The sequence below is a fragment of the Ponticaulis profundi genome (assembly GCF_042659465.1).
Classification (GTDB): Bacteria; Pseudomonadota; Alphaproteobacteria; order Caulobacterales; family Hyphomonadaceae; genus Ponticaulis; species Ponticaulis profundi.
Genome location: NZ_JBHSSW010000028.1, coordinates 96,785 through 116,351 on the forward strand (window position 1 = coordinate 96,785; position 19,567 = coordinate 116,351).

The 19,567-nt window shown below is 54.3% G+C and carries 19 protein-coding genes; 5 read left to right on the top strand and 14 right to left on the bottom strand.

Annotated features, from left to right (window positions below; all coding sequences use genetic code 11):
* Positions 1–17 precede the first annotated feature (17 nt).
* Positions 18–800: an EAL domain-containing protein gene (locus tag ACFQDM_RS14210; RefSeq protein ID WP_377380116.1), complete on the bottom strand. Its 783-nt coding sequence runs from the start codon at positions 798–800 to the stop codon at positions 18–20.
* Positions 801–992: 192 nt separating this feature from the next.
* Positions 993–1,973: a malate dehydrogenase gene (locus ACFQDM_RS14215; RefSeq protein WP_377380118.1), complete on the bottom strand. Its 981-nt coding sequence runs from the start codon at positions 1,971–1,973 to the stop codon at positions 993–995.
* Positions 1,974–2,382: 409 nt separating this feature from the next.
* On the opposite strand from ACFQDM_RS14215, the gene ACFQDM_RS14220 reads away from it, so the two are divergent.
* Complete coding sequence (locus ACFQDM_RS14220; RefSeq protein WP_377380120.1) at positions 2,383–3,474, top strand: glutathione S-transferase family protein; 1,092 nt, start codon at positions 2,383–2,385, stop codon at positions 3,472–3,474.
* 10 nt (positions 3,475–3,484) lie between these two features.
* Here ACFQDM_RS14220 and ACFQDM_RS14225 read toward each other — a convergent pair whose 3' ends face one another.
* From ACFQDM_RS14225 to ACFQDM_RS14245, 5 genes are all read right to left on the bottom strand, one after another.
* Positions 3,485–4,138 (bottom strand): hypothetical protein, encoded by a 654-nt coding sequence (locus tag ACFQDM_RS14225; RefSeq protein ID WP_377380122.1) that lies wholly within the window; start codon positions 4,136–4,138, stop codon positions 3,485–3,487.
* 132 nt (positions 4,139–4,270) lie between these two features.
* Positions 4,271–4,744, bottom strand: coding sequence for a RidA family protein (locus ACFQDM_RS14230; RefSeq protein ID WP_377380123.1), 474 nt, complete (start codon positions 4,742–4,744; stop codon positions 4,271–4,273).
* 125 nt (positions 4,745–4,869) lie between these two features.
* Positions 4,870–6,015, bottom strand: coding sequence for a cell division protein ZapE (zapE, locus tag ACFQDM_RS14235; RefSeq protein ID WP_377380125.1), 1,146 nt, complete (start codon positions 6,013–6,015; stop codon positions 4,870–4,872).
* A 1-nt stretch (position 6,016) separates the two neighbouring features.
* Positions 6,017–6,631: a rhomboid family intramembrane serine protease gene (locus ACFQDM_RS14240; protein WP_377380127.1), complete on the bottom strand. Its 615-nt coding sequence runs from the start codon at positions 6,629–6,631 to the stop codon at positions 6,017–6,019.
* A 165-nt stretch (positions 6,632–6,796) separates the two neighbouring features.
* The gene (locus tag ACFQDM_RS14245; protein WP_377380129.1) at positions 6,797–7,222 is read right to left on the bottom strand and encodes a response regulator; all 426 of its coding nucleotides are present in this window, start codon (positions 7,220–7,222) and stop codon (positions 6,797–6,799) included.
* A gap of 478 nt (positions 7,223–7,700) precedes the next feature.
* Here ACFQDM_RS14245 and ACFQDM_RS14250 point away from each other — a divergent pair, with 478 nt between their 5' ends.
* Positions 7,701–8,615, top strand: coding sequence for a GNAT family N-acetyltransferase (locus tag ACFQDM_RS14250; protein WP_377380131.1), 915 nt, complete (start codon positions 7,701–7,703; stop codon positions 8,613–8,615).
* 54 nt (positions 8,616–8,669) lie between these two features.
* Here ACFQDM_RS14250 and ACFQDM_RS14255 read toward each other — a convergent pair whose 3' ends face one another.
* Positions 8,670–10,004, bottom strand: a complete 1,335-nt coding sequence (locus tag ACFQDM_RS14255) for a cytochrome P450 (protein WP_377380133.1) — start codon at positions 10,002–10,004, stop codon at positions 8,670–8,672.
* A gap of 160 nt (positions 10,005–10,164) precedes the next feature.
* Between ACFQDM_RS14255 and ACFQDM_RS14260 the strand changes: the two genes are divergently transcribed.
* Both ACFQDM_RS14260 and ACFQDM_RS14265 read left to right on the top strand, forming a co-directional pair.
* Positions 10,165–10,893: a hypothetical protein gene (locus ACFQDM_RS14260; protein ID WP_377380135.1), complete on the top strand. Its 729-nt coding sequence runs from the start codon at positions 10,165–10,167 to the stop codon at positions 10,891–10,893.
* A 212-nt stretch (positions 10,894–11,105) separates the two neighbouring features.
* A complete protein-coding gene (locus ACFQDM_RS14265; protein WP_377380137.1) occupies positions 11,106–11,849 on the top strand; it encodes a hypothetical protein in 744 nt (247 codons plus the stop codon).
* Between the two features lie 76 nt (positions 11,850–11,925).
* On the opposite strand, the gene ACFQDM_RS14270 is transcribed toward ACFQDM_RS14265, so the two are convergent.
* Genes ACFQDM_RS14270 through ACFQDM_RS14285 form a run of 4 tightly spaced genes read right to left on the bottom strand, consistent with a single transcriptional unit; the run spans position 11,926 to position 16,014 of the window.
* Positions 11,926–12,471 carry an FKBP-type peptidyl-prolyl cis-trans isomerase gene (locus tag ACFQDM_RS14270; RefSeq protein ID WP_377380139.1) on the bottom strand — a complete coding sequence of 182 codons (546 nt, stop codon included), beginning with the start codon at positions 12,469–12,471 and terminating at the stop codon, positions 11,926–11,928.
* A 25-nt stretch (positions 12,472–12,496) separates the two neighbouring features.
* Positions 12,497–13,720, bottom strand: coding sequence for a threonine ammonia-lyase (locus ACFQDM_RS14275; protein ID WP_377380141.1), 1,224 nt, complete (start codon positions 13,718–13,720; stop codon positions 12,497–12,499).
* Entirely contained in the window at positions 13,717–14,115 is a 399-nt protein-coding gene (locus ACFQDM_RS14280; RefSeq protein WP_377380143.1) for a nuclear transport factor 2 family protein, read from the bottom strand. The genes ACFQDM_RS14275 and ACFQDM_RS14280 overlap by 4 nt, the downstream gene beginning before the upstream one ends.
* A 42-nt stretch (positions 14,116–14,157) precedes the next feature.
* Positions 14,158–16,014 carry an ABC transporter ATP-binding protein gene (locus ACFQDM_RS14285; RefSeq protein ID WP_377380145.1) on the bottom strand — a complete coding sequence of 619 codons (1,857 nt, stop codon included), beginning with the start codon at positions 16,012–16,014 and terminating at the stop codon, positions 14,158–14,160.
* 140 nt (positions 16,015–16,154) lie between these two features.
* Here ACFQDM_RS14285 and ACFQDM_RS14290 point away from each other — a divergent pair, with 140 nt between their 5' ends.
* A complete protein-coding gene (locus ACFQDM_RS14290; RefSeq protein WP_377380147.1) occupies positions 16,155–17,273 on the top strand; it encodes an iron-containing alcohol dehydrogenase in 1,119 nt (372 codons plus the stop codon).
* A gap of 4 nt (positions 17,274–17,277) precedes the next feature.
* Here ACFQDM_RS14290 and ACFQDM_RS14295 read toward each other — a convergent pair whose 3' ends face one another.
* Together ACFQDM_RS14295 and ACFQDM_RS14300 are read right to left on the bottom strand one after the other, a co-directional pair.
* Entirely contained in the window at positions 17,278–17,823 is a 546-nt protein-coding gene (locus ACFQDM_RS14295) for a hypothetical protein (protein WP_377380149.1), read from the bottom strand.
* Entirely contained in the window at positions 17,823–19,508 is a 1,686-nt protein-coding gene (locus ACFQDM_RS14300; protein ID WP_377380151.1) for a S8 family serine peptidase, read from the bottom strand. Before ACFQDM_RS14300 ends, ACFQDM_RS14295 begins: the two co-directional genes overlap by 1 nt.
* Positions 19,509–19,567 lie beyond the last annotated feature (59 nt).

The following is a 19,567-nucleotide window of genomic DNA, read 5'->3' on the forward strand; positions in this document are numbered from 1 at the left end:
CGGTTTGTGATGGATCGTCAGGCACGCAATGCGTGAGACGAATTTGCATCGTTTGTGATGTAGATTGGGTTTGCCAGCCCTTCGAATTCAGGGCGGCCCATAAGATAGCCTTGCATCAAGGTCACGCCCATATCCCGCAAGACGGTGTATTCGTCAAAGGTTTCAATCCCCTCGCAAATCGGTGTGGTGCCGAGGTCGCGGAGCATAGCCAGCGTGTGCTTCAGCACGGTGCGCTTGGTCTGATCCTGGTCGATGTCGCGGATCAGCGCCATGTCAATTTTTACGAAATCCGGTTGGAAGCGTGTGATGAGATCCAGTCCGGCATAACCCGCGCCGAAATCGTCAATCGCGGTTGCAAAACCCATGGCCTGGTAGGCGCGCAGAATGTTCAGAATATGCTGAGGTTCAATGTATTCTGACTCATTGAACTCAAACATAATCTTCTTGATTGGAAACTTGCATCGCGTGGCGGCCAACAAGGTGGTCCGGATGCAGGCACGGGGCTCATAAACGGCATTTGGAAGAAAGTTGATCGATAGAAAGGCGTCGCCTTCATTCAGATCGAGTTTTGCGGCAGTTTCAATGGCGGTCACCCGGCACTTCTGATCGAAGTCATAACGGTTCGCCTGGTCCACAAGAGACAATACCGACCCTGCACCGGCGCCGTCTGTTCCGCGCACCAAGGCTTCGTGACCGAAAACGGATTGAGCCTCCATGTCGAGGATGGGCTGGAATGCCATGCTGATCGATGGAGAGAATCCTTTTCCATTCTGACAGCCTTCACAAACGGATCGAGCCAAGAATTCTCCAATGCTGACTTGTGTATTGGAGCTGACTGTACCGCACAGGCTTTAATGCCGCGTTGATTTCATTCAGAAATCTGGAAGGCTTTCTCTAAACGAGAAGTGGCGCCCACGTATGAGCGCCACTTCAATTGTTTAAAAACCGGCCGCCGTTAGGTGATCAGACCAGTTTGTATTTTTAAAGATCGCCTAGGCGAACAGTTTCTCGACAGCCGAACGCTCTTCGCGGAGCTCTTTGTCTGTCGCGTCCATTTTCGCGCGAGAGAAGTCGTTGATTTCGAGGCCCTGAACGATCTCATACTTGCCGTCTTTGCATGTGCAAGGATAGCCGTAGATCACGCCTGGCTCGATGTCGTACGATCCGTCAGATGGGATACCCATAGATACCCACTCACCTTCTGGCGTGCCCAGCGCCCAAGAGCGCATATGGTCGATCGCAGCAGACGCAGCAGATGCCGCAGATGAAGCGCCACGGGCTTTGATGATCGCTGCACCGCGCTGCTGAACTTCCGGGATGTAGGTGTTGTCATACCAGTCCATATCGACCAGCTCGAGCGCTGGCTGACCTTTGACCGTTGTGTGGTGCAGGTCTGGATACTGAGTGGCAGAGTGGTTGCCCCAGATGATCATGTTTTTGACGTCTGTGTTGTGCGTACCGGTTTTTTCAGCAAGCTGGCTCATGCCGCGATTGTGGTCGAGGCGAACCATAGCTGTGAAGCATTTCGGATCGAGGTCCGGCGCATTCATCTGAGCGATGAGCGCATTCGTGTTGGCTGGGTTGCCGACAACCAGAACTTTGACGTCGCGGCTGGCGTGGTCGTTGATCGCTTTACCCTGAGGGCCGAAAATGCCGCCATTTGCTTCGAGCAGGTCTTTACGTTCCATGCCGGCCTTGCGTGGCATAGCGCCAACGAGCAGGGCATAGTCAGCATCTTTGAAAGCAACATTCGGATCATCGGTTGGAACGATGCCAGCCAGAAGTGGGAATGCGCAGTCATTCAGCTCCATGCAAACGCCTTCGAGCGCACCTAGCGCAGGCGTGATTTCGAGGAGTTGCAGAATAACCGGCTGATCCGGGCCGAGCATGTCGCCAGATGCGATACGGAAAAGCAGAGCGTAGCCGATCTGACCAGCTGCACCTGTTACGGCGACGCGAACGGGTTCTTTCATGATGAAATCCTCACTGAGCAATTGTGTTGGGTCGGATGCATGCGGCGACATGTGGTGTAGGCCGCATAGAAAAGTCGAGATTCCGCTGATCTGCACACGTCGTGTCGGACATTAGCTGTCTGAACGTGTGGCAATTGCGGTTCTCCTTGTTCTCTGGCTCGTGAAATGAGCGAACAAACCAATTTTCAGGCGCGTGGAATGATATCTATCGCGTCCTGTTGATCAGTCTGGCCGGAGCGATACCGCAAGGCGGGGGCAAGCGCAATGTTCTCGCCCTTCGACACTGGTCTGATTTGGCAATAAACGCCTTCAGCTTGCAGATTGGAAGGAAATCCGCTTTGTTCGCTTTCTTGTGTTTCCGATTTCAAAGGGGTTAGTGATAGCTGACTTACATAAACGGGAGGGCAAGATGACCGGATACAAGCTCTATGGCGCAGAGGTCAGTTACTATTCCGGAAAAGCACGAGCCTATCTGCGCTGGAAAGGCGTTCCTTTTGTGGACGTGGCGGCGACGCAGGACGTGTACAAGAATGTTATTCTGCCGAATGTCGGATGGGCGGTGATCCCGGTTCTGGAAACTCCGGAAGGTCAGATCATACAAGACTCGGCGGATATTATCACGCATGTTGAGAAGCAGCATAGCACCGGTGAACCTGTGCAGCCGCCGTCCGGGTTGCAGGCTTTTGTGAGTGCGTTGCTCCACCTGTACGGCGACGAATGGCTCGTGCTGCCCGCCATGCATTATCGCTGGAATCACAATGAAGAATGGACCTATGGCGAATTTGGACGAATGTCAGCGCCGGACCAATCACCCGAAGAACAGTATGACATTGGCCGCAAGAATGGTCAGAAGTTCAAAGGGGCACTTCCAGTTCTCGGGATATCAGAAGCCACCGCTCCCGGAGTTGAAGCTTCCTATCTCGCTTTCCTGGATGATTTTTCCAGACATCTGGAGAGCCATAGCTATTTGCTGGGGGACCGTCCGAGCCTCGGTGATTTCGCATTCATCGGTCCGCTATATGCCCATTTGTATCGCGATCCGGCATCCTGGGATCTGATGCTGAAGCGAGCTCCGAAAGTCGCGGACTGGGTCGAGCGCGTTTATGCGGGGCAGGGCGGTTCTGGAGATCTTGTGGGTGGAGATAGCATACCGGACACGCTGCTCCCGATATTGGCGCGACAGATGCGCGAGCAAATCCCGGCCCTGATGAAAACCATCGCTCATTTCCAGGTGTGGCAACAAAATGAATCAGCCGGGTCGTTTGTGCCACGTGGGCTTGGTGAAATTACAATCGAAGTGGAAGGTCGAAATGGTCCTGCCATTGCGAGAAGCTTCCCGCTGTTCCGCCTTCAGGATGTTCTTGATGCATACGCTGGACTAACCGGCGATGAGCGCACGCGAGCTGATGTCCTGCTGGAGGAAATCGGCGGTGAAGAGATCACGAAACTGAAATTACCGCGTCGACTGATGCGCAAGGACTACCGGCTCGCTTTGGCGTAGTCTTCCGGCTTCAGCTTGATGCGAGGGGCTGGCGCAGGGCCGGTGTGAGCCCGTCCCTCAAACCGAAAGATTTCAGCAATTCGCTAATCACCTGGTCCCGGTCGCCACCATATTGCATCATGCGCATCACCAGTTCGTTCTCGCGATTGCGCTGGAAGCGGTCCATGTCGACTTTCCAGTCTCCGCTTTCTTCAACGAAATTGATGGCATAAGGCGTTTCGAGATTGTTGTGCGTGAGGTTCGCCCAGGCCGCAGTATCTTCGACCTGGAGTGACGTCAGCTTGAACTCGTTGAGATCTGCCACGCCCAGCATTTTGTTCTTCGCCAGAATATTGATGATGTCGCGGCCGCGGAATTTTTCCAGCGCGGCCCGTTTGAACTGAGATCGCAGATAATAGATGCTGACTTCATCATAGATGCTCAGCTGATACATATCTGCGCCCCCAGTCAGGGCGAGGCGGCGAAGTTTGTCGAAATGCTGTAGGGTCTGCTCGCTGACGAGCTGTTCGACCTGATCACCCCGTCCGGCTTCGACGGATTTCTTGAAGTCGCCAAACACCTGATTGACTTGCTGTGTCGGAGACTTTGAGCAGGAGGCCGCTAGCAACGCTGTGGCAAGGAGTGTCAGCTTTGCTGCTCTTCCGAGTGTCGAAAGTCTCAACATATATCTTTCCCCGTCGGACGAAATCTGCCTGATGAAGGCAATTCTAAAGCTTAAGCGGGAATATTTCGTTAACGGGCTAAGGTTAGTTTTTTACCGAATTTGCGTCGATGGCTGGTTTCGCATGTCCAGGTTTTACTTTGGTCTCGCGGCGATACACTCGATTTCAAGACTGGCTCCCAGTGCAATGCCGTCCACGCCGAAGGTTGATCTTGCGGGTTTGGGATCAGGCAGCGCCGCCATATAGGCCTCGTTCATCGCGCCATATTCATTCATGTCTTCGAGGAATACAGTGCATTTAACGATATGGCTGAGGTCTGCGCCCTGTCTGGCGAGGACCGTTTCGATGTTATTAAAAATCTGAGTGGTTTCTGCGCCGACCCCACCCTCAACAGGCGAGCGGCTTCCAGGCTCGACGCCAAGCGCTCCGGAAAGAAAGATCAGATCACCAGCGACCACCGCCGGTGAAAATGGCAGACCGAGGCCCGCGCCGGGCTCCTTGTCGTAGATAACTTCGGGCGTGTTGGATGCCGTTTCGACATTTGTCGTGACGCAACCGCCAAGGCCTGTGCAGCATACTCCGGCAAGTCCTATCAGCAATCGTTTCATGCGCCCCTCCAAGTGTCTGATTTGAGGTGAGGTGAAACAGCAGGGAGCTGGTTTGCAACCGAGAAAGTAGCGGCGGCATGATTGACGGCCGTGACGATCAGGAAGTCATCATGGCCTGCCAAAGATTAGGCAGGATTTGCGTCCTCATTGGCCTCGCCGGTACTGTGTTCTGAGGCGAGATAATCAGCGCTTCGCATTTCAAAGAGACGAGATGCGGTACGTTCGAATTCAAAGGCACCGTCACCGGCGACATAGAGCTCATTGGGTTCAGCTTCGGCGGACACGATCACCTTCGCGTGTGCCTCGTAAAGCGCATCGATCAATGTGACAAAGCGAGTCGCTGCATTGTGATTGTCCGGCCCGAGCTGCGGCACGTCATCAATAAGGACCGTATCGAATTGACGCGCCAGTGTCAGATAGTCAGCCGCTCCGAGCGGGCGATTGCAGAGCTCTTCAAAACTCATGCGGGCGACCCCGGCCGCTTGTTTTGGAATGCGCCATTCACGTCCATTGACCGTCAGATGGCATTCCTGGGGTTCTGCGTCATTGGTCAAACGCTTCCAGGCATCATCCATCGCCTGGCGAGAGGCATCGTTCAGGGGCGCGTAATAGACCGGTGCTGCCGTCAGACGCTCCAGCCGGTAGTCCCGGTCTGAGCGAATCTCATGAATGGTGTGCGTCTTCTTGAGTAGCTCGATAAAAGGCAAAAAGCGCTGGCGATTGAGGCCATTCTTGTAGAGATCATCCGGCGGTCGGTTCGATGTGGCAACGACCACAACATGACGTTCCAGAAGTTTTTCAAACAGGCGTGACAGCAACATCGCATCGGCAATGTCCTTGACCTGAAATTCATCGAAACAGAGGAGCTCAGAGGTGCTCGCAATCTTTTTGGCCGCTGGCGGGATAGGGTCATCATCTGATCCCTTCACTGCCCAGCCGCTGGCCCGACGTTCAGATTTTGACTTCTTCTTCCACTCATTGATGAAGGCATGCGTTTCCTGCATGAAATCGTGGAAGTGCACCCGGCGCTTGTTTTCGATTTCTATGGTCGAAAAGAACAGATCCATCAGCATGGACTTACCGCGTCCGACGCCGCCCCATAGATAAAGGCCCTTTACGGGTTTCGGTTTGGAGAACCAGCCGGAACCGCCACGGTTCTCGAGTTTCTGTTCAAGCTGATCGAGCAGTCCGGCAATTTCAGCCTGCGCAGCATCAGGCTCGATCTTTCTGCTTTCCAGGCGCGCCTGATAGGCTTCGAGTAATTTTCCCATGTCAGCCAAACAATCCGGAAATCTCATTGAGGAAATGCGGGACAATCTCAGGCTTGAGCAGAATTGTCAGGAGAACACCACCAATCGCGCCGCCCAGATGCGCGTCATGCCCAATATTATCGCGCCGCGCGCCCATGCCGTACACGCTGTACGCCACATAGAGGACGGCGAAAAGTATGGCAGGAATTGGGATAATGCCGAAGAAATAGATCATTTCGAACGGGGCGTAGAGGCAAAAGCTGAACAACACTCCTGAAACAGCACCCGATGCCCCGAGTGCAGCATAATCCATATTTTTGGCATTCATCACCAATGCCAGCGCGCTGCCTGCAAGCAGGGAGCCCAGATAGACCAGAAAAAACGTCTGGGGTCCCAGCACGAATTCCATCAACGGACCAAAGAAGAACAGGGTCAGCATGTTCACAAACAGGTGCATCGGATCTGCATGCAGGAAACCGGAGACCAACACGCGATGCCATTCCTGTCGCTTCAGTACGCCTTCGGTGGTTAGCAGGCCCCAGCGTACAAATCTGTCGTTTGTGAAACCGATAATGCTGAGGAAGACATTGGCGACAATGAAAATAAGGGTCGCTTGCGTCAGTCCCATCTGTTCCATGCTGAAAGCGTCCTGCTTTTGTTGAGCATTCTTCCGGAGTTTTATGCCGGTCGAACGAAAATTCTACATTCTCATTCTCACCTAGGAGGTCTGACGCCTTCCGCCAACAAAAAAGCAGTGCGGAAGCCCACACTGCTTGATCGAAGTCCAAATTTTCCGACGTGTTTACGCAGCGGCTGGTGTCACATCCGGCAACAGGCTTTGCAGGAAGTCGTAGAAATCTTCCGGGCGCTGAATGAAGCGGTTGAACGGAAGTGTTTCTTTCGCGATGGCCTGAGGTGCACAGTCGCAACCTGCCTTGATGGCTGACTGAGCGACGCTGTCGCGGTTTTCGCTTGCAGATACCACAGCCATGCGGAAACGGCCCATTGAGGCGATCCGCGTGATGGTCATGCTCTCGTCAATGCTGTCCGGCAGGCGCAGGTCCAGTACAACGAGATCAAATTGTTCATAACGAAGACGACGTTCTGCTTCCATCAGGCTGGCAGCAATGACGAGATCAAGTTGAAGACGTTTGCGGACGGCTTTCGTCGCAGCGACCATCAACAATTCTTGAGCCCGTGGATGATCTTCTACCCATAAGACTTTCATGATTCAGAGCCCCTCAACTCCGCGAATTAGCGATGTCGGAATCGATCGCGATATTCATTGGTCGACAAAATAGAGGAATGTTTATTACCGGAAGGTAAATTTTAACTGGCTGAACGCGTAAAGTGTTGCTGTTCGATGCGCCCAAGCAGGCAGACAAATGTGAGACGAATTGCGAGGTGATTTTCGAGGTTGTATCGGAGATAATACCTTATTAGTTTTCTTGGAAAATCCTAGAAGACTGTAAAGTAACGAAAATAATACTCGTTATGCTCTTCGAAGACCTTTTAGGAAAGACCGTTTCCGGACGGAATTTCAAAGGTCTTACCCTGCGACAATTCTTCCCGGCCAAAGTTTGCCAATCTTAACACTTTTGATGAAAGCGTCGGCAAAATTAAGAGTTCAGACGTCGGGCCATCGCATCTGGTTATAAATCATGTATGTGTGGCGGACTGACTTTGTAAGAAAGCCGGCTTTTTTGATGACTGAGCCAACAACATCCGAATACGATATTTTCCTGCCAGATGACGCTGATCGGGACGCGCACATCGTTGATGTCCTGATTGAGGAACGCTGCCCGAGCTTTGTGGCGCATCCGACCTGGCCAATGATGCGGCCGGTTCTTTACAAAATGCTTGGCTATCGACGCGCCGTTGAGATGGCGGATCTGGTTCAGACCATGTCCGGCCCGGAGGCCTTTGACTATCTGGCGCGTGAACTCGCTTTTTCTGCGATCGTAAACCACCTTGAGCGTGTGCCTGCCCGCGGCAAGGTCATTATCGCGTCCAACCATCCAACGGGGCTCGCCGATGGTGTTGTGGTTTGGGATGTTCTGAAAAAACGTCGCGAAGATATCCAGTTCCTGGCCAACGCAGATGCCATCCGCGTGAGCGAAAATCTGGGCGAAACGATCATTCCGGTCGAGTGGGTGCTGGAAAAAAGATCGCCAGCAAAAGCGAAGGACACGCTGCGTCGTTCCAAAGAAGCGTTCGAACAGGACAAATGTCTTGTGATTTTCCCATCAGGAAAACTTGCGAGAAAAGAGAAGGGAAAGCTGACGGAACAGAGCTGGTTTCCAACGGTTGTGACGTTGGCCCGCAAGCAGAATGTTCCGGTTGTTCCACTCAATCTGAAGGGCGCGAATTCTTGGTTGTTTTACTTCCTTGGAGATGTGAACGGACAGCTGCGCGATATCACGCTGTTTTACGAACTTCTGAACAAGAAGGGCGCGAAGTTTGAGCTGACCTTTGGCCCGCTGATCCAGCCAGATGAGTTGAAGGGCGATGCTCAGGCAATGACCGAGACCCTGCGCAGATATGTCTCCGAGGTGCTCGCAGAAAAGCCTGATCTTGCTTTTTCAGACTGGAAGGCCGGTCTGTCTGGTTCGTCGGCATAAAAAAGCCCGACACTCTGGGAATGACGGGCTTTCGTTATGTGTTGGGGTTCGCGCTTATTTCGGTACGAGCTGAACCATCATTTTGGTGTAACCTTTGACGAAAGACCCTTGGGTCCGTCCCGGCTCTTCCAGGACAATCACGTCCGAGAAGCGCTTGAAGAACTCTTCCCAGAGGATTTTCAGCTGCAACTCGCCGAGGCGGTTTCCGACGCAGCGGTGAATCCCGAAGCCGAAGGACAAATGGCTGCGAACTTTTGGACGATCAATCCAGATATCGTTTGGGCGTTCGAAATGACGCTCATCACGGTTGCCTGATGCGTACCACATGGCGACCTTATCGCCGGCCTTGATGGTTTTGCCATGCATTTCGACATCCTCAACGGCTGTCCGGCGCATGTGCGCAAGCGGGGTCTGCCAGCGGATGATTTCTGACACCATGCTTGGCAGGAGGTCGTGATTGTCTTTCAGCTTCTGAAACTCTTTCGGGAAGAGGTTCATGCCATAGACAGAGGCTGACATGGAGTTCCGGGTCGTGTCATTGCCGCCAACGATGAGGAGGATGACATTGCCGAGATATTCCATCGGCTCCATGTTTCGCGTGTGCTCACCATGGGCCAGCATCGAAATCAGGTCATTGCCCGGCTCATTCAGATTGACGCGCTCATTCCAGAGCTCGGTGAAATAGCCAAGGCATTCCAGAAGCTCTGTCCGCCACTGCTCTTCGCCGCCGGGGCAGATTTCCGGATTCTCACGACCCGTCGCGACGTCTGACCAGCGTGTCAGCTTGCGGCGGTCCTCGAATGGGAAGTCGAACAGAGTCGCGAGCATCATCGTTGTAAGTTCGATAGAGACGTTATCGACCCAGTCAAACGGCTCGTTCACAGGCATTCTGTCGAGCACGTACTGGGTCCGCTCGCGGATCAGTTTCTCGAAGTTCTTCAGATTGTCCGGACCGACGATCGGCTGCACCGTTTTGCGCTGAACGTCATGCTTTGGCTGGTCCATGGCAATGAACATCGGCATGACGAAATCATCATCCATGTCGAACAGAGTGATGCCGCCTTTATAAGCATCTGAAGAAAAGCGTTTATGGTCGGTGTCGATCGCCATGATGTCGTCATAGCGCGTAATGGACCAGTAAGGGCCAACCGGGCTTTCTGGGCAGTAATGCACAGGGTCTTCATTGCGCATGCGCTCGAACCGGCCCCAAATCTCGTTCCGGCGCCAGAGTTCCGGGTCGGTGATATCCAGTGTCTCGAGATCAATTGCGGATGCGGGTGGGATCGGCCCGCCATGGCGGATATGATTTTCCTGAAGTCGCCCATCGGGCAGTCTTTCGTACCGGCTGTTTTCGACAACCTTCGGTACTTCGGTTGTTGTATCGGCCATGTTTGCCTCCCATTCAGTTTGTTTTTTTCTTTATACCACAGCTTTTCACTTAAAACTATGACGCATGCGTCATTTATTTTCGAGAAAATCTTGCAGTTCAGGCGTAGAAGTCAGCTGTGTGTTTGCTTATGTAACAGTGTATCAATTTCGAAAGGTTATCATGGTGCATCGAGTCGTTACTGTTTCTGGTGTTCTTCTGGCCCTGGGCCTTGCTGCCTGTGGTGAGCCGAAAGCGAAACAGATTACCGAGCCGACGGAAAAGCCATCCGTGTCTCTGGCTGATATCCGGGCACAGGTCGGCTCAGATGAGGTGCGCACGACCGAGGCGCCAGAGATTGATAGTGCGGCCAAGAATATCAATCCGTTCAAAGCGGAATACAATTATCTGGAACGTGACGCGTATAACGCTCTGATCATTCAGGCGAGTGAAGAAGAAGGCTATCTGGAGCGCTCAATGCAGGCGACAATTGAGAGCCTGTCCGGACTGCCGGGCGGTATCACCGCAAATGCGTATGAAAACGCAATTGGCTGCGCTGCGATTATGGACGTTGCTGCCAGAACGGGACTGATGTCCGCGCATGCAGCGCAGGACGCTGCAGAGGCTTTCATCTTTGACGGCGTGCTCGCACCTGCGTTTGAAGACGGTGCGGACATGCCGCGCGAGATCAATGGCGAAAGCGTTCCACTGAGCGTTCGGGAAGACCGTGCAGCGGATTTCCGTAAACGGACCTATCTGAACTATTTCCTGACGCGGGATGCATTCTACAGTGCTTATGAAGAGACTGAGATCTCGGCTCGTACGGCCTCTTGCGTGCCATCAGATGATACACTCCCGGAGGCTGCGACGCCGGCAACTGACGTTTCAGATACAACTGAAGAGACGCAGTAGCGCCTTACGTGAGTGCCCGATGTTACGGAAATTTCAGATCCTATTCTCTGTGACCTAGTATTCAGAAAAATAAGGAATTAGGCATTTCAATCGGCAGGTTTTCGCCGTTCAAATGCATATTTCAGGGAACGGATTCCTTCCTTTCAAAGTTTTTCTTCCAGTTCGGTCATGTGATCGGAAGTTGAGGAAACGCAGAGAAATTGGAGGATAATATGTCCCGGAATATTATGTATCTGCTCGGTTCGGCCGCTGTTCTGACACTGGCCGCATGCGGGTCTGGAGAAGTAAATACCCAAACCACGGAAGCAAGTGACACGAGCCCTGCGCAAACGCAGGCTCAGGCAAATTCTGATGCCCCATCTCTTGCTGCGGTGAAACAATCTATTGAAGCGCCACCAGAAGAGGTTTCCGGTCCAATGATTGACCCGGCAGCTGAAAACATCGACCCATTCAGGGGCATGTACGAGGCCGAGCAAATCGAGACGTTCAACGCTTTCTATGATGGTGTTGACGCCGAAACGATCAATATTGCTGAGCGCATTGATGAAACCAATGCCATCGTGATCACCGAAGTGCCTGTCGCTGAAGATGGTCTTTATGAGCAGGGTCTGCGTTGTGCTGCCGCGATTGATGCGTCTGCGCGTGTTGGTGGCTACCAGGCTCACGAGGCAAAAGCCATGGCTCAGGGCGCACTTGCCGCGACAGTCTACGCGATTGAAGCTCAGATGCAGCCGGATGCTCCTGAAGAGCAGCGCGACGCTCTGGTCTCGGATTTCCGTGAACAGACATATATCAACTATAATCTGATACGCGCCGATATGTCGGAAAATATGGAAGCGGAAGCGCTTAAAGCTCAGGCTGAGACCTGTTACCAGGAGCTCGGACTGGCAGAGGAAGAAACTGATGCTGAATCAGCAGAAGTAGACGAAACAGCTGAGGCTGGTGGTTCGCTCTAATCAGCAGGTTACCGCTGAATAAAAGAAATCCCGCACGGATGGCCTGTGCGGGATTTTTTCGTTCAAGAGAACGGGTTTACTGAAAGGCTTCGCCTGTCCATTCATCCTCGCCAATATCGGCAAGCAGGACGACGCGAAAAATAAGGCTGTCACCTGGTTTGATCTTTCCGCCAACCGCGCGGTCGCCATAGGCCAGTTCTGAAGGCAGGTAGAGCATCCAGTCGTCGCCCGGGCACATCATGCCGAGTGCCTCGGTCCAGCCAGAAATTACAGCATCCGCCGGGAAGTCAGTGGCAGATCCACGCGAGAAGGAAGAATCGAAGACCGTTCCATCATCGAGGCGGCCTTCATAATGCACAAAGGCGCGGTCGCTTCCGGTCGGACCTTCAGCACATTCCGGACCTGCCGCGAGCACAATATATTCAAGGCCAGTGTCAGTCTTCTGCACTTCAGCCCGCTCATGGTCCCAGCCTGGATTGGCATATGTCGCCCATGGGTCAGCTGGATTTTCGGCCGGTGTGGCTTCCATGCGCGCCTGTGTGCTGGTGCCGCCATCTGGCTGACACGCTGCCATCATGAGTGCGAGGCTGCCCAGAGCAGCACTGGAAAGAATGCGTTTCATGCAAGACTCCCGGTTCGGAATTAGGTCAATCGACATTGAGTTTGCGAGGAGGGTAACCCGATGCGCTGAGCGCTTCCACCACTTCCTGTGTATGCTGGGCGTCACGCGTCTCGATCAGAATGTCAAACTCGGCGCCTTTCGCGGGCACATCAAGCGCTAGTCGATTGTGGGCGACTTCAATGATGTTGGCGCCGCAATCGCCGATAACCGTGGAAACGCGTGCCAGGAGTCCAGGCCGGTCGTCACCAATGATACGAATATTGGCCAGCCGCTTTTCGCGTACGAGACTCCGGGTCAGGACCGATGCGAGCAGGCGTGTATCGATATTGCCGCCACAAAGGACAAGGCCCACTCGCTTGCCAGCGAATTTGGATGGATAGGAGAGAAGAGCGGCAAGGCCTGCTGCGCCGGCGCCTTCTGCAATTGTCTTCTCAACCGTTGCATAAAGCGTGATCGCGCGTTCCATGGCGTCTTCTTCGACCAGAACAACGTCATCGACGAGGCGCTGGCAAACTTCAAAATTGCGGCGTCCAACGGCTTTGACGGCAATGCCTTCGGCAATTGTTGCCCCCCCAATGACGTGGGGTTCATTGCGCAGTTCGGACAGAAGCGAGGGATACTGGCGCGCTTCAACAGCTGTGATCTTGATGTCGGGCTGGAGTGCTTTGGCCGCTGTCGCGATGCCCGAGATCAGGCCGCCGCCACCGACTGGTACAACCAGCATATCGAATGGCTTCGGCGCCTGTTCCATCATCTCCAGTGCAATCGTGCCCTGACCCGCCATGACCAGCTTGTCGTCAAACGGGTGGATGAAGGTTAGCCCTTCGCGCTCGCAGACTTCATTGGCGTGGTCGCTGGCCTCAACCAGTGTGTCGCCTTCGAGAATGACGCGCGCACCATAGTTGCGGGTGTGCTGCACCTTCACGAAAGGCGTGTTGTTCGGCATGACGATGGTCACAGGAATGCCGAGGCGCTGTCCATGATAGGCAACGCCCTGAGCATGGTTGCCCGCGGACATGGCGATAACGCCCCGCTTTTTTTCTTCCTCTGTGAGGCCGAGCAACCGGTTCAGCGCGCCGCGTTCCTTGAAAGCGGCCGTGAACTGAAAGTTCTCGAACTTTACCCAGACTTCCGCACCGGTAATTTGCGAAAGCGTTCTCGAAAGGCGCATGGGGGTGCGTTCCACCTGTCCCTTGATGCGCTCGGCAGCGTCCTGGATATCTTTGAGTTCGAGAGGTGTTTCGGTCACGATTTCGTCTTCAGTGTTTCTAGCATTTTGCCCATCGCTGCATGAACCGCATTGATGGCTTTCAGAGGCCGGACCATCACTTTAAAATCGACAATTTGTCCACCCTCATTCCAGGTGATCATGTCGATTCCATTGATTACCAGGCCATCGACTTCCGTTTCGAATTCCAGAACGGCTTTGTCACCAAGGTCGAATTCATTGATGTAGCGGAATTTATCTGTGCCGAGCACCTGGTCAGCCGCAGACAGATACAGATAGGTGATGTCCTTGCCGGCCTGCGGCGTATGGACGACGGGAGAGTGAAAAACCACGTCATCATCTAGCATGTCCCGAAGAGCCTTCAGGTCATGTGACTTCATATAGTCGTGCCATTTCTGCAGGTTATTGCTCGCCATTTCAGCCTCCCAATATCTTATGAGACCAAGGCTTTTACGCCGCTATGACGTGGCAAGCAAACCTTCGCTCGTTTCCGATGCATCATGCTCGGCGACGAGGTGCCCGGGCGCGACTTCTACAAGTTTCGGCTTGTACTGTTCGGCATCCGGATCATCGATCACCTTGGATTTCAGAAAGCGCAGGCTTGCCCGGCGGTCCAGAGGGGATGGCAGGTCGCCATGCAGGCGTGTGATCTCACGTTCGCGTTCCTGCTTCGGGTCTGGGTTCGGGACAGCCGAAATCAGTGCTTTCGTGTAAGGATGGCGCGGTGATTCATAAATTTCGTTGCGACCAGCAAGTTCAACGACCCGGCCAAGATACAGCACCATGACGCGATGGCTGATCTCGCGAACGACAGCGAGGTCGTGGCTGATGAAAATCATGGAAAGACCAAACTCGGCCTGAAGCTCGATCAGAAGATCAACAATCTGGGCCTGAACGGACACATCGAGCGCTGACACGGCTTCGTCGCAGATCACGAGCTTCGGTTGCAGGATCATTGCACGGGCAATACCGACGCGCTGGTTTTGTCCGCCCGAAAGCTCGTGCGGATAGCGGTTGATCAGCGCCGGGTCCAGGCCGACCCTTGGCATGATCTCCCGTACGCGCGTTTGGCGGGTTTTCTTGCTGAGCGTCGGTTCAAACACGGTAAGTGGCTCAGCAATGGACTGACCAATTGTCATACGCGGATCAAGGCTGGCGAACGGGTCCTGGAAAACGATTTGCAGATCCTTGCGCGATTTCTTTAGGTCCGTCTGGGTGGCGTTGGTCAGTGGTTTGCCAAGCCAGGTCACGGCGCCGCCGGTCGGTTCGACCAGTTTCAGAACAGCCCGGGCGAGCGTCGACTTTCCGCAGCCGGATTCACCGACAACGCCGAGTGTTTCACCCGGACGCAGTGTGAAGCTGACGCCATCAACGGCGCGCAATTCTTTGGTTTTCGGGAAGAATCCACCACCGACTTTGATCGGGAAGCCGACCTGCATATCGTCGACGACCAAGGTTGGTTCCGTGTTTTCGGGCGGCTGGGGATTCAGAGGCGTCCGGCCAGGGCGGTCCGGCTGGTCAATGCGTGGTACAGCCTCGAGCAGCTTTTTCGTATAATCATGCTGAGGGCGATAGAAGATGTCGTCGATTGTGCCGGTCTCAACAATTTCACCGGATTTCATGACAACCACGCGATCACACATGCGTGCGACGACGCCCATATCATGCGTGATAAGTACGATTCCGGTTTCTGTTGTCTCTTTCAGCTCTTTCATCAGGCCGAGCACCTGAGCCTGCACGGTGACGTCCAGCGCGGTCGTGGGCTCGTCGGCGAAAAGCAGCTTCGGATTACAGAGCATGGCAATTGCAATCATCACCCGCTGACGCATTCCGCCGGAAAGTTCATGCGGAAATTGCTCCATGCGTCGTGTTGGTTCAGGAATGCGTACGCGTTCCAGCCAGTCTATGCAGAGATCATTGGCTTTCTTGCCGCGAAGGCCCTTATGAATGGCCAGAACTTCGCGCAGCTGGGCACCAATCGTCATGTGAGGTGTCAGGGATGTGAGCGGGTCCTGAAAAATCATGGACATTTGTGAGCCGCGCAGCTTGCGGCGTTCTGATGGCTTCAGCCCGAAAAGAGATTTACCTTCAAACTTTACCGTTCCGCGTGTGGTGCCGTTAGCGGCGAGCAAACCCATTGCTGCGAGCGCTGACTGGCTTTTTCCGGAGCCGGATTCGCCGACAATGCCGAGACATTCGCCCGGACGAACATCGAATGAAATGCCGCGAACAGCGTTGACGGTGCCATCTGGCGTATCGAATTCGACCTGAAGATCATTGACCGCGAGAAGCGGTTCACGCTCGGAAATACTCAACACTGAACTCCATTTGTCGTCATCAGATTGTCGGCGCCTGTCTGTGTTCAAAGCGAGAACGCTATTGATTGCTTCTCTCGGCTGGGCTTTTGTGCCCTTGCGTGTAGCCAGATATAACGAGGGAGGGCGCCGTGCCAGTCATGAATTTTCTAACTACCTGTATCTTTGATCATGGTGCGATCGGTCAACTGCCAAAGACATTGAAGGGCCAAGGTGTTACCAAGGCGTTTGTCGTGACCGATCCCGGTATCAAATCTATTGGCCTTTTGGACAAGGTTTTGGAACAAATTGACATCCCTTGCGATGTTTTTGCTGAAACTGAACCCAATCCGACCGAAACTCAGGCAAAACAAGCCAGCGAAGTTTTCAAGGCGTCGGGCTGCGACGGCATCATTGCGCTGGGTGGCGGTTCCTCCATGGATATCGCCAAAGCCATCGGCCTGATGGCAACCCACGAGCCACCGTTTGAGCAGTATGGCGCGCTGGTTGGGGGCGCTCGTAAGATCAAGGCGATCCCGCCATTGATAGCAATTCCGACAACGGCCGGTACCGGATCAGAGGTCAGCATTGGTGCGGTGATCATTCTCGAGAATGGTCGCAAGGAAACCATCGTTTCCAATCACCTCATTCCAAAAGTCGCGATTTGCGATCCTTCCCTGACGCTGGGCCTGCCACCGATGCTGACAGCGGCAACAGGAATGGATGCGGTAACTCACTGCATTGAAGCGATCCTCGTCCCGGCTCCGAACCCGCCTGCTGAGGGCATTGGCTATGATGGCGTAGCGCGTGCGATTGGTGATGGCTGGCTCAAAAAAGCGGTTCAGGATGGCTCTGACCCGGACGCGCGCTGGCACATGATGATGGCGTCATATGAGGGTGCACTTGCGTTCGTGAAAGGTCTGGGTGGTGTTCACGCGCTTTCGCATGCTGCGGGTCGCCTTCATGATCTGAAACTGCACCACGGCACGCTGAACGCAATCTGGTTGCCGCATTTGCTGCGTCATAATGTGGGTTCGGCTGATGAGAAGTATGCGCGCCTTCGCAAAATGATGAACTTGCCGGAGAGCGCTGATCTGGGTGATGCGATTGCGAAGCTCATTCAGGATATCGGTATCCCGGAAAAGCTCTCAGACATCGGTTTGACGGCGGCACACGGCGAAACCGTTGTAGACTATGCTTTGAAAGACCTCGCGCATGCGACCAATTCCAAAAAGCTGGACCGTGCAGATTATGAAAAGCTCTACGAAATCGCGCTTTGAGGCGTTAGGGGCTGAGGGCCGATTGCCGTGTGAACGGGTAAGGGTCGGCATATAATACGCCAGATGTTTCCGTCAGCTGTCTTGTCAGCTGGCGGAGCGCTTCTGCATTATCCGATACGCTCATCGGAGCTGTGTATATGAGGATTGCTTCCCCCGATGGTGTAACGCCGACCAGTTCGAAACTGTGAAAGCTTTCGGTTTCCATCGCCCAGTTGCGAAAAGAGGCCTGGCCGCGTCCGCGATTTTCACGAAATTCGCGAAGGGCTTTTTCGGCGTCTGGATTGTTCTGGAACCGCACGAGGAAGCGCGGACTGTCGGCTTCGCTACGCTCGGAAGGCTTCTTGCCATCAGAGGTAACGCCACCGGAGAGTCTTGCCTTCACCGATTTGGCGAGATCCTGCAGAGGCGGGCCGCCTGCCTGATCAGCAGGGCGCACCAGAAGCGTTAGCACAAATACAGCGGCGAGGATGCTGACCATCGTCAGGATGCCCAGATGGAGCATGATGGCAGACAACATGGTCTGGTTCTGGCGAGGGGGAAGACGTGCCATTATCGAACGCCCATAACTGCGCTGGAAGAGGTAAGCGGTGAGCTCGCTATAATCTGCCTTGTACCACAAGGTCGGTGGCATTGCCCCGGCATACCTTCAATGGGCGTGCCATTCAGGGTTTCCGGACACGGGCCACGACATTGTGTCTTTTCAGCGCTCGCGCCAATGCGAGGAATGATTTCGGATACGCTTTCGTTTGAAGCGGCCTGGTCCAGCCGCTTGGCTAATTCTGCCGTGACGCGTGAAGCCGCCAGGGATGTACCCTCGGCGAGCGCCAATCGGCATTTTTCGACTGCCGCCCCGCTGATCGGATCCCGGCAATTGCTAGCCTTGGCGGGCACAATGATGCCATCTGGCCAGCCGTCCTCGTCGAGATCAGCGGCAAGGTCACCACCCGGTGCAATAACGTCAATCCCAGGCCCGTAATTGGAATAAGCGGTCAGGTGTCCGGCCCGATCTGATGCCGCCACTGCAATCACGTCTTCGCAATTGGCAGGGAAAAAGCCGGAAGCCGGTGCACCGTGATTACCCGCGGGCACGATCATTGTGCGGCCTTCGGCATGGAGTTTTCTCACGAGAGACTGAAGCGCTGGAGGACATTGTCCGGGGGCTGAGAAAGCAAACAAGATCAGATCCGCAGGTGTTTCATTTCGAAAGCTTGTCTCGTTAGGCAGCAAGACCGGGGCCATGCCGCTTGACCAGGCAAGGCCGTTCAGGGCGTCTGAAAGGCGTGCGCCGCAACGGCCTGACACGCGGATTGGCATGAGCTTCGCGCCCATCAGTATGGTGCGGAGGGCGTCTGATCGATTGGGCGCTTGGCTGATCAATCCTGCAAGGGCGGGTCCATGCAGACTGTCTTTCTGAAGTGCATTGTTCGGATCGCACAAATCACCAACATCTTGCGGGTTGGTATCGATGCCATCACCATCGCCAGCTGCCAAAGGGTCGCTGACAAAGTCAAAGCCCCCCATTTGTTTGGTATCCAATCCTATTCCAGTGTCCAGAAGCGCAATGACGGCCGCGTCCGGGTTATTCATTTCATAAGGTGTGTGAGCCCAGAATTGCGAAGCTGCCGGGGCTTTGACAGCCTGAGCGTCACTTTGCGCCGGGCTCAGCATATAATCCGGAGACACCGAATATTGCAGTGCGGTCTGTTCGAAATATGCGATCAGGCAGGATAGAAATGCAGCCTCGTCTACATTCGACGCGGTGAGACCGATACGCACGTTGTCGCATGGAGAGAGCGCCGATCTGCGGACTAGAAGTTTCTGGCGAAACAGCAATGGAGCAGGTTGATAAACCGGTCGCTGCACCGTCAGCCGCGTGGCGCCGCTCAGTAAGCGATCGCGCTGAATAACGAGCCGAAAAGCCTGGAGCTCCTCGATGACGGTTTCAAGCGGCTTCTGCTCTTCCGGTGCGGCGTCTGTTGTTGCTTGGCGTTGCGGATCGAGGATCACGGTGTTCTTGACCATCATCCATTCCGGCGCTTTGGGGCGGCGGAGTTCTTCAGGCCAGAATTGCGTGGAAATGGCGCGGGCCCGCAGAGAGTGCTCTGCATCCGGTGAATTGGTGGGGCCACCAAGGCTTCTGATTTGCGCGGAAGAAGCGGCCAGGAGTGTGTCGAAACGTTGCTGTCGTTCTTCCAGCTTGCCACACGCACCGAGCATGAGCAGCGTAGCCGTCAAGGCTATGAGCGAACCGAACCGTTTCATCCTTGCAAACTCTCTCCAATGCCGCGTCTATA

Excerpts from the sequence above, each read along its gene's own strand:
- ACFQDM_RS14295 (WP_377380149.1), bottom strand. The coding sequence starts at position 17,823 with ATGGCACGTCTTCCCCCTCGCCAGAACCAGACCATGTTGTCTGCCATC.
- ACFQDM_RS14225 (WP_377380122.1), bottom strand. The coding sequence starts at position 4,138 with ATGTTGAGACTTTCGACACTCGGAAGAGCAGCAAAGCTGACACTCCTT.
- ACFQDM_RS14270 (WP_377380139.1), bottom strand. The coding sequence starts at position 12,471 with ATGAAACGCATTCTTTCCAGTGCTGCTCTGGGCAGCCTCGCACTCATG.
- ACFQDM_RS14240 (WP_377380127.1), bottom strand. The coding sequence starts at position 6,631 with ATGGAACAGATGGGACTGACGCAAGCGACCCTTATTTTCATTGTCGCC.
- ACFQDM_RS14215 (WP_377380118.1), bottom strand. The coding sequence starts at position 1,973 with ATGAAAGAACCCGTTCGCGTCGCCGTAACAGGTGCAGCTGGTCAGATC.
- ACFQDM_RS14250 (WP_377380131.1), top strand. The coding sequence starts at position 7,701 with ATGACTGAGCCAACAACATCCGAATACGATATTTTCCTGCCAGATGAC.
- ACFQDM_RS14245 (WP_377380129.1), bottom strand. The coding sequence starts at position 7,222 with ATGAAAGTCTTATGGGTAGAAGATCATCCACGGGCTCAAGAATTGTTG.
- zapE (WP_377380125.1), bottom strand. The coding sequence starts at position 6,015 with ATGGGAAAATTACTCGAAGCCTATCAGGCGCGCCTGGAAAGCAGAAAG.
- ACFQDM_RS14290 (WP_377380147.1), top strand. The coding sequence starts at position 16,155 with ATGAATTTTCTAACTACCTGTATCTTTGATCATGGTGCGATCGGTCAA.
- ACFQDM_RS14220 (WP_377380120.1), top strand. The coding sequence starts at position 2,383 with ATGACCGGATACAAGCTCTATGGCGCAGAGGTCAGTTACTATTCCGGA.
- ACFQDM_RS14260 (WP_377380135.1), top strand. The coding sequence starts at position 10,165 with ATGGTGCATCGAGTCGTTACTGTTTCTGGTGTTCTTCTGGCCCTGGGC.
- ACFQDM_RS14280 (WP_377380143.1), bottom strand. The coding sequence starts at position 14,115 with ATGGCGAGCAATAACCTGCAGAAATGGCACGACTATATGAAGTCACAT.
- ACFQDM_RS14255 (WP_377380133.1), bottom strand. The coding sequence starts at position 10,004 with ATGGCCGATACAACAACCGAAGTACCGAAGGTTGTCGAAAACAGCCGG.
- ACFQDM_RS14230 (WP_377380123.1), bottom strand. The coding sequence starts at position 4,744 with ATGAAACGATTGCTGATAGGACTTGCCGGAGTATGCTGCACAGGCCTT.
- ACFQDM_RS14265 (WP_377380137.1), top strand. The coding sequence starts at position 11,106 with ATGTCCCGGAATATTATGTATCTGCTCGGTTCGGCCGCTGTTCTGACA.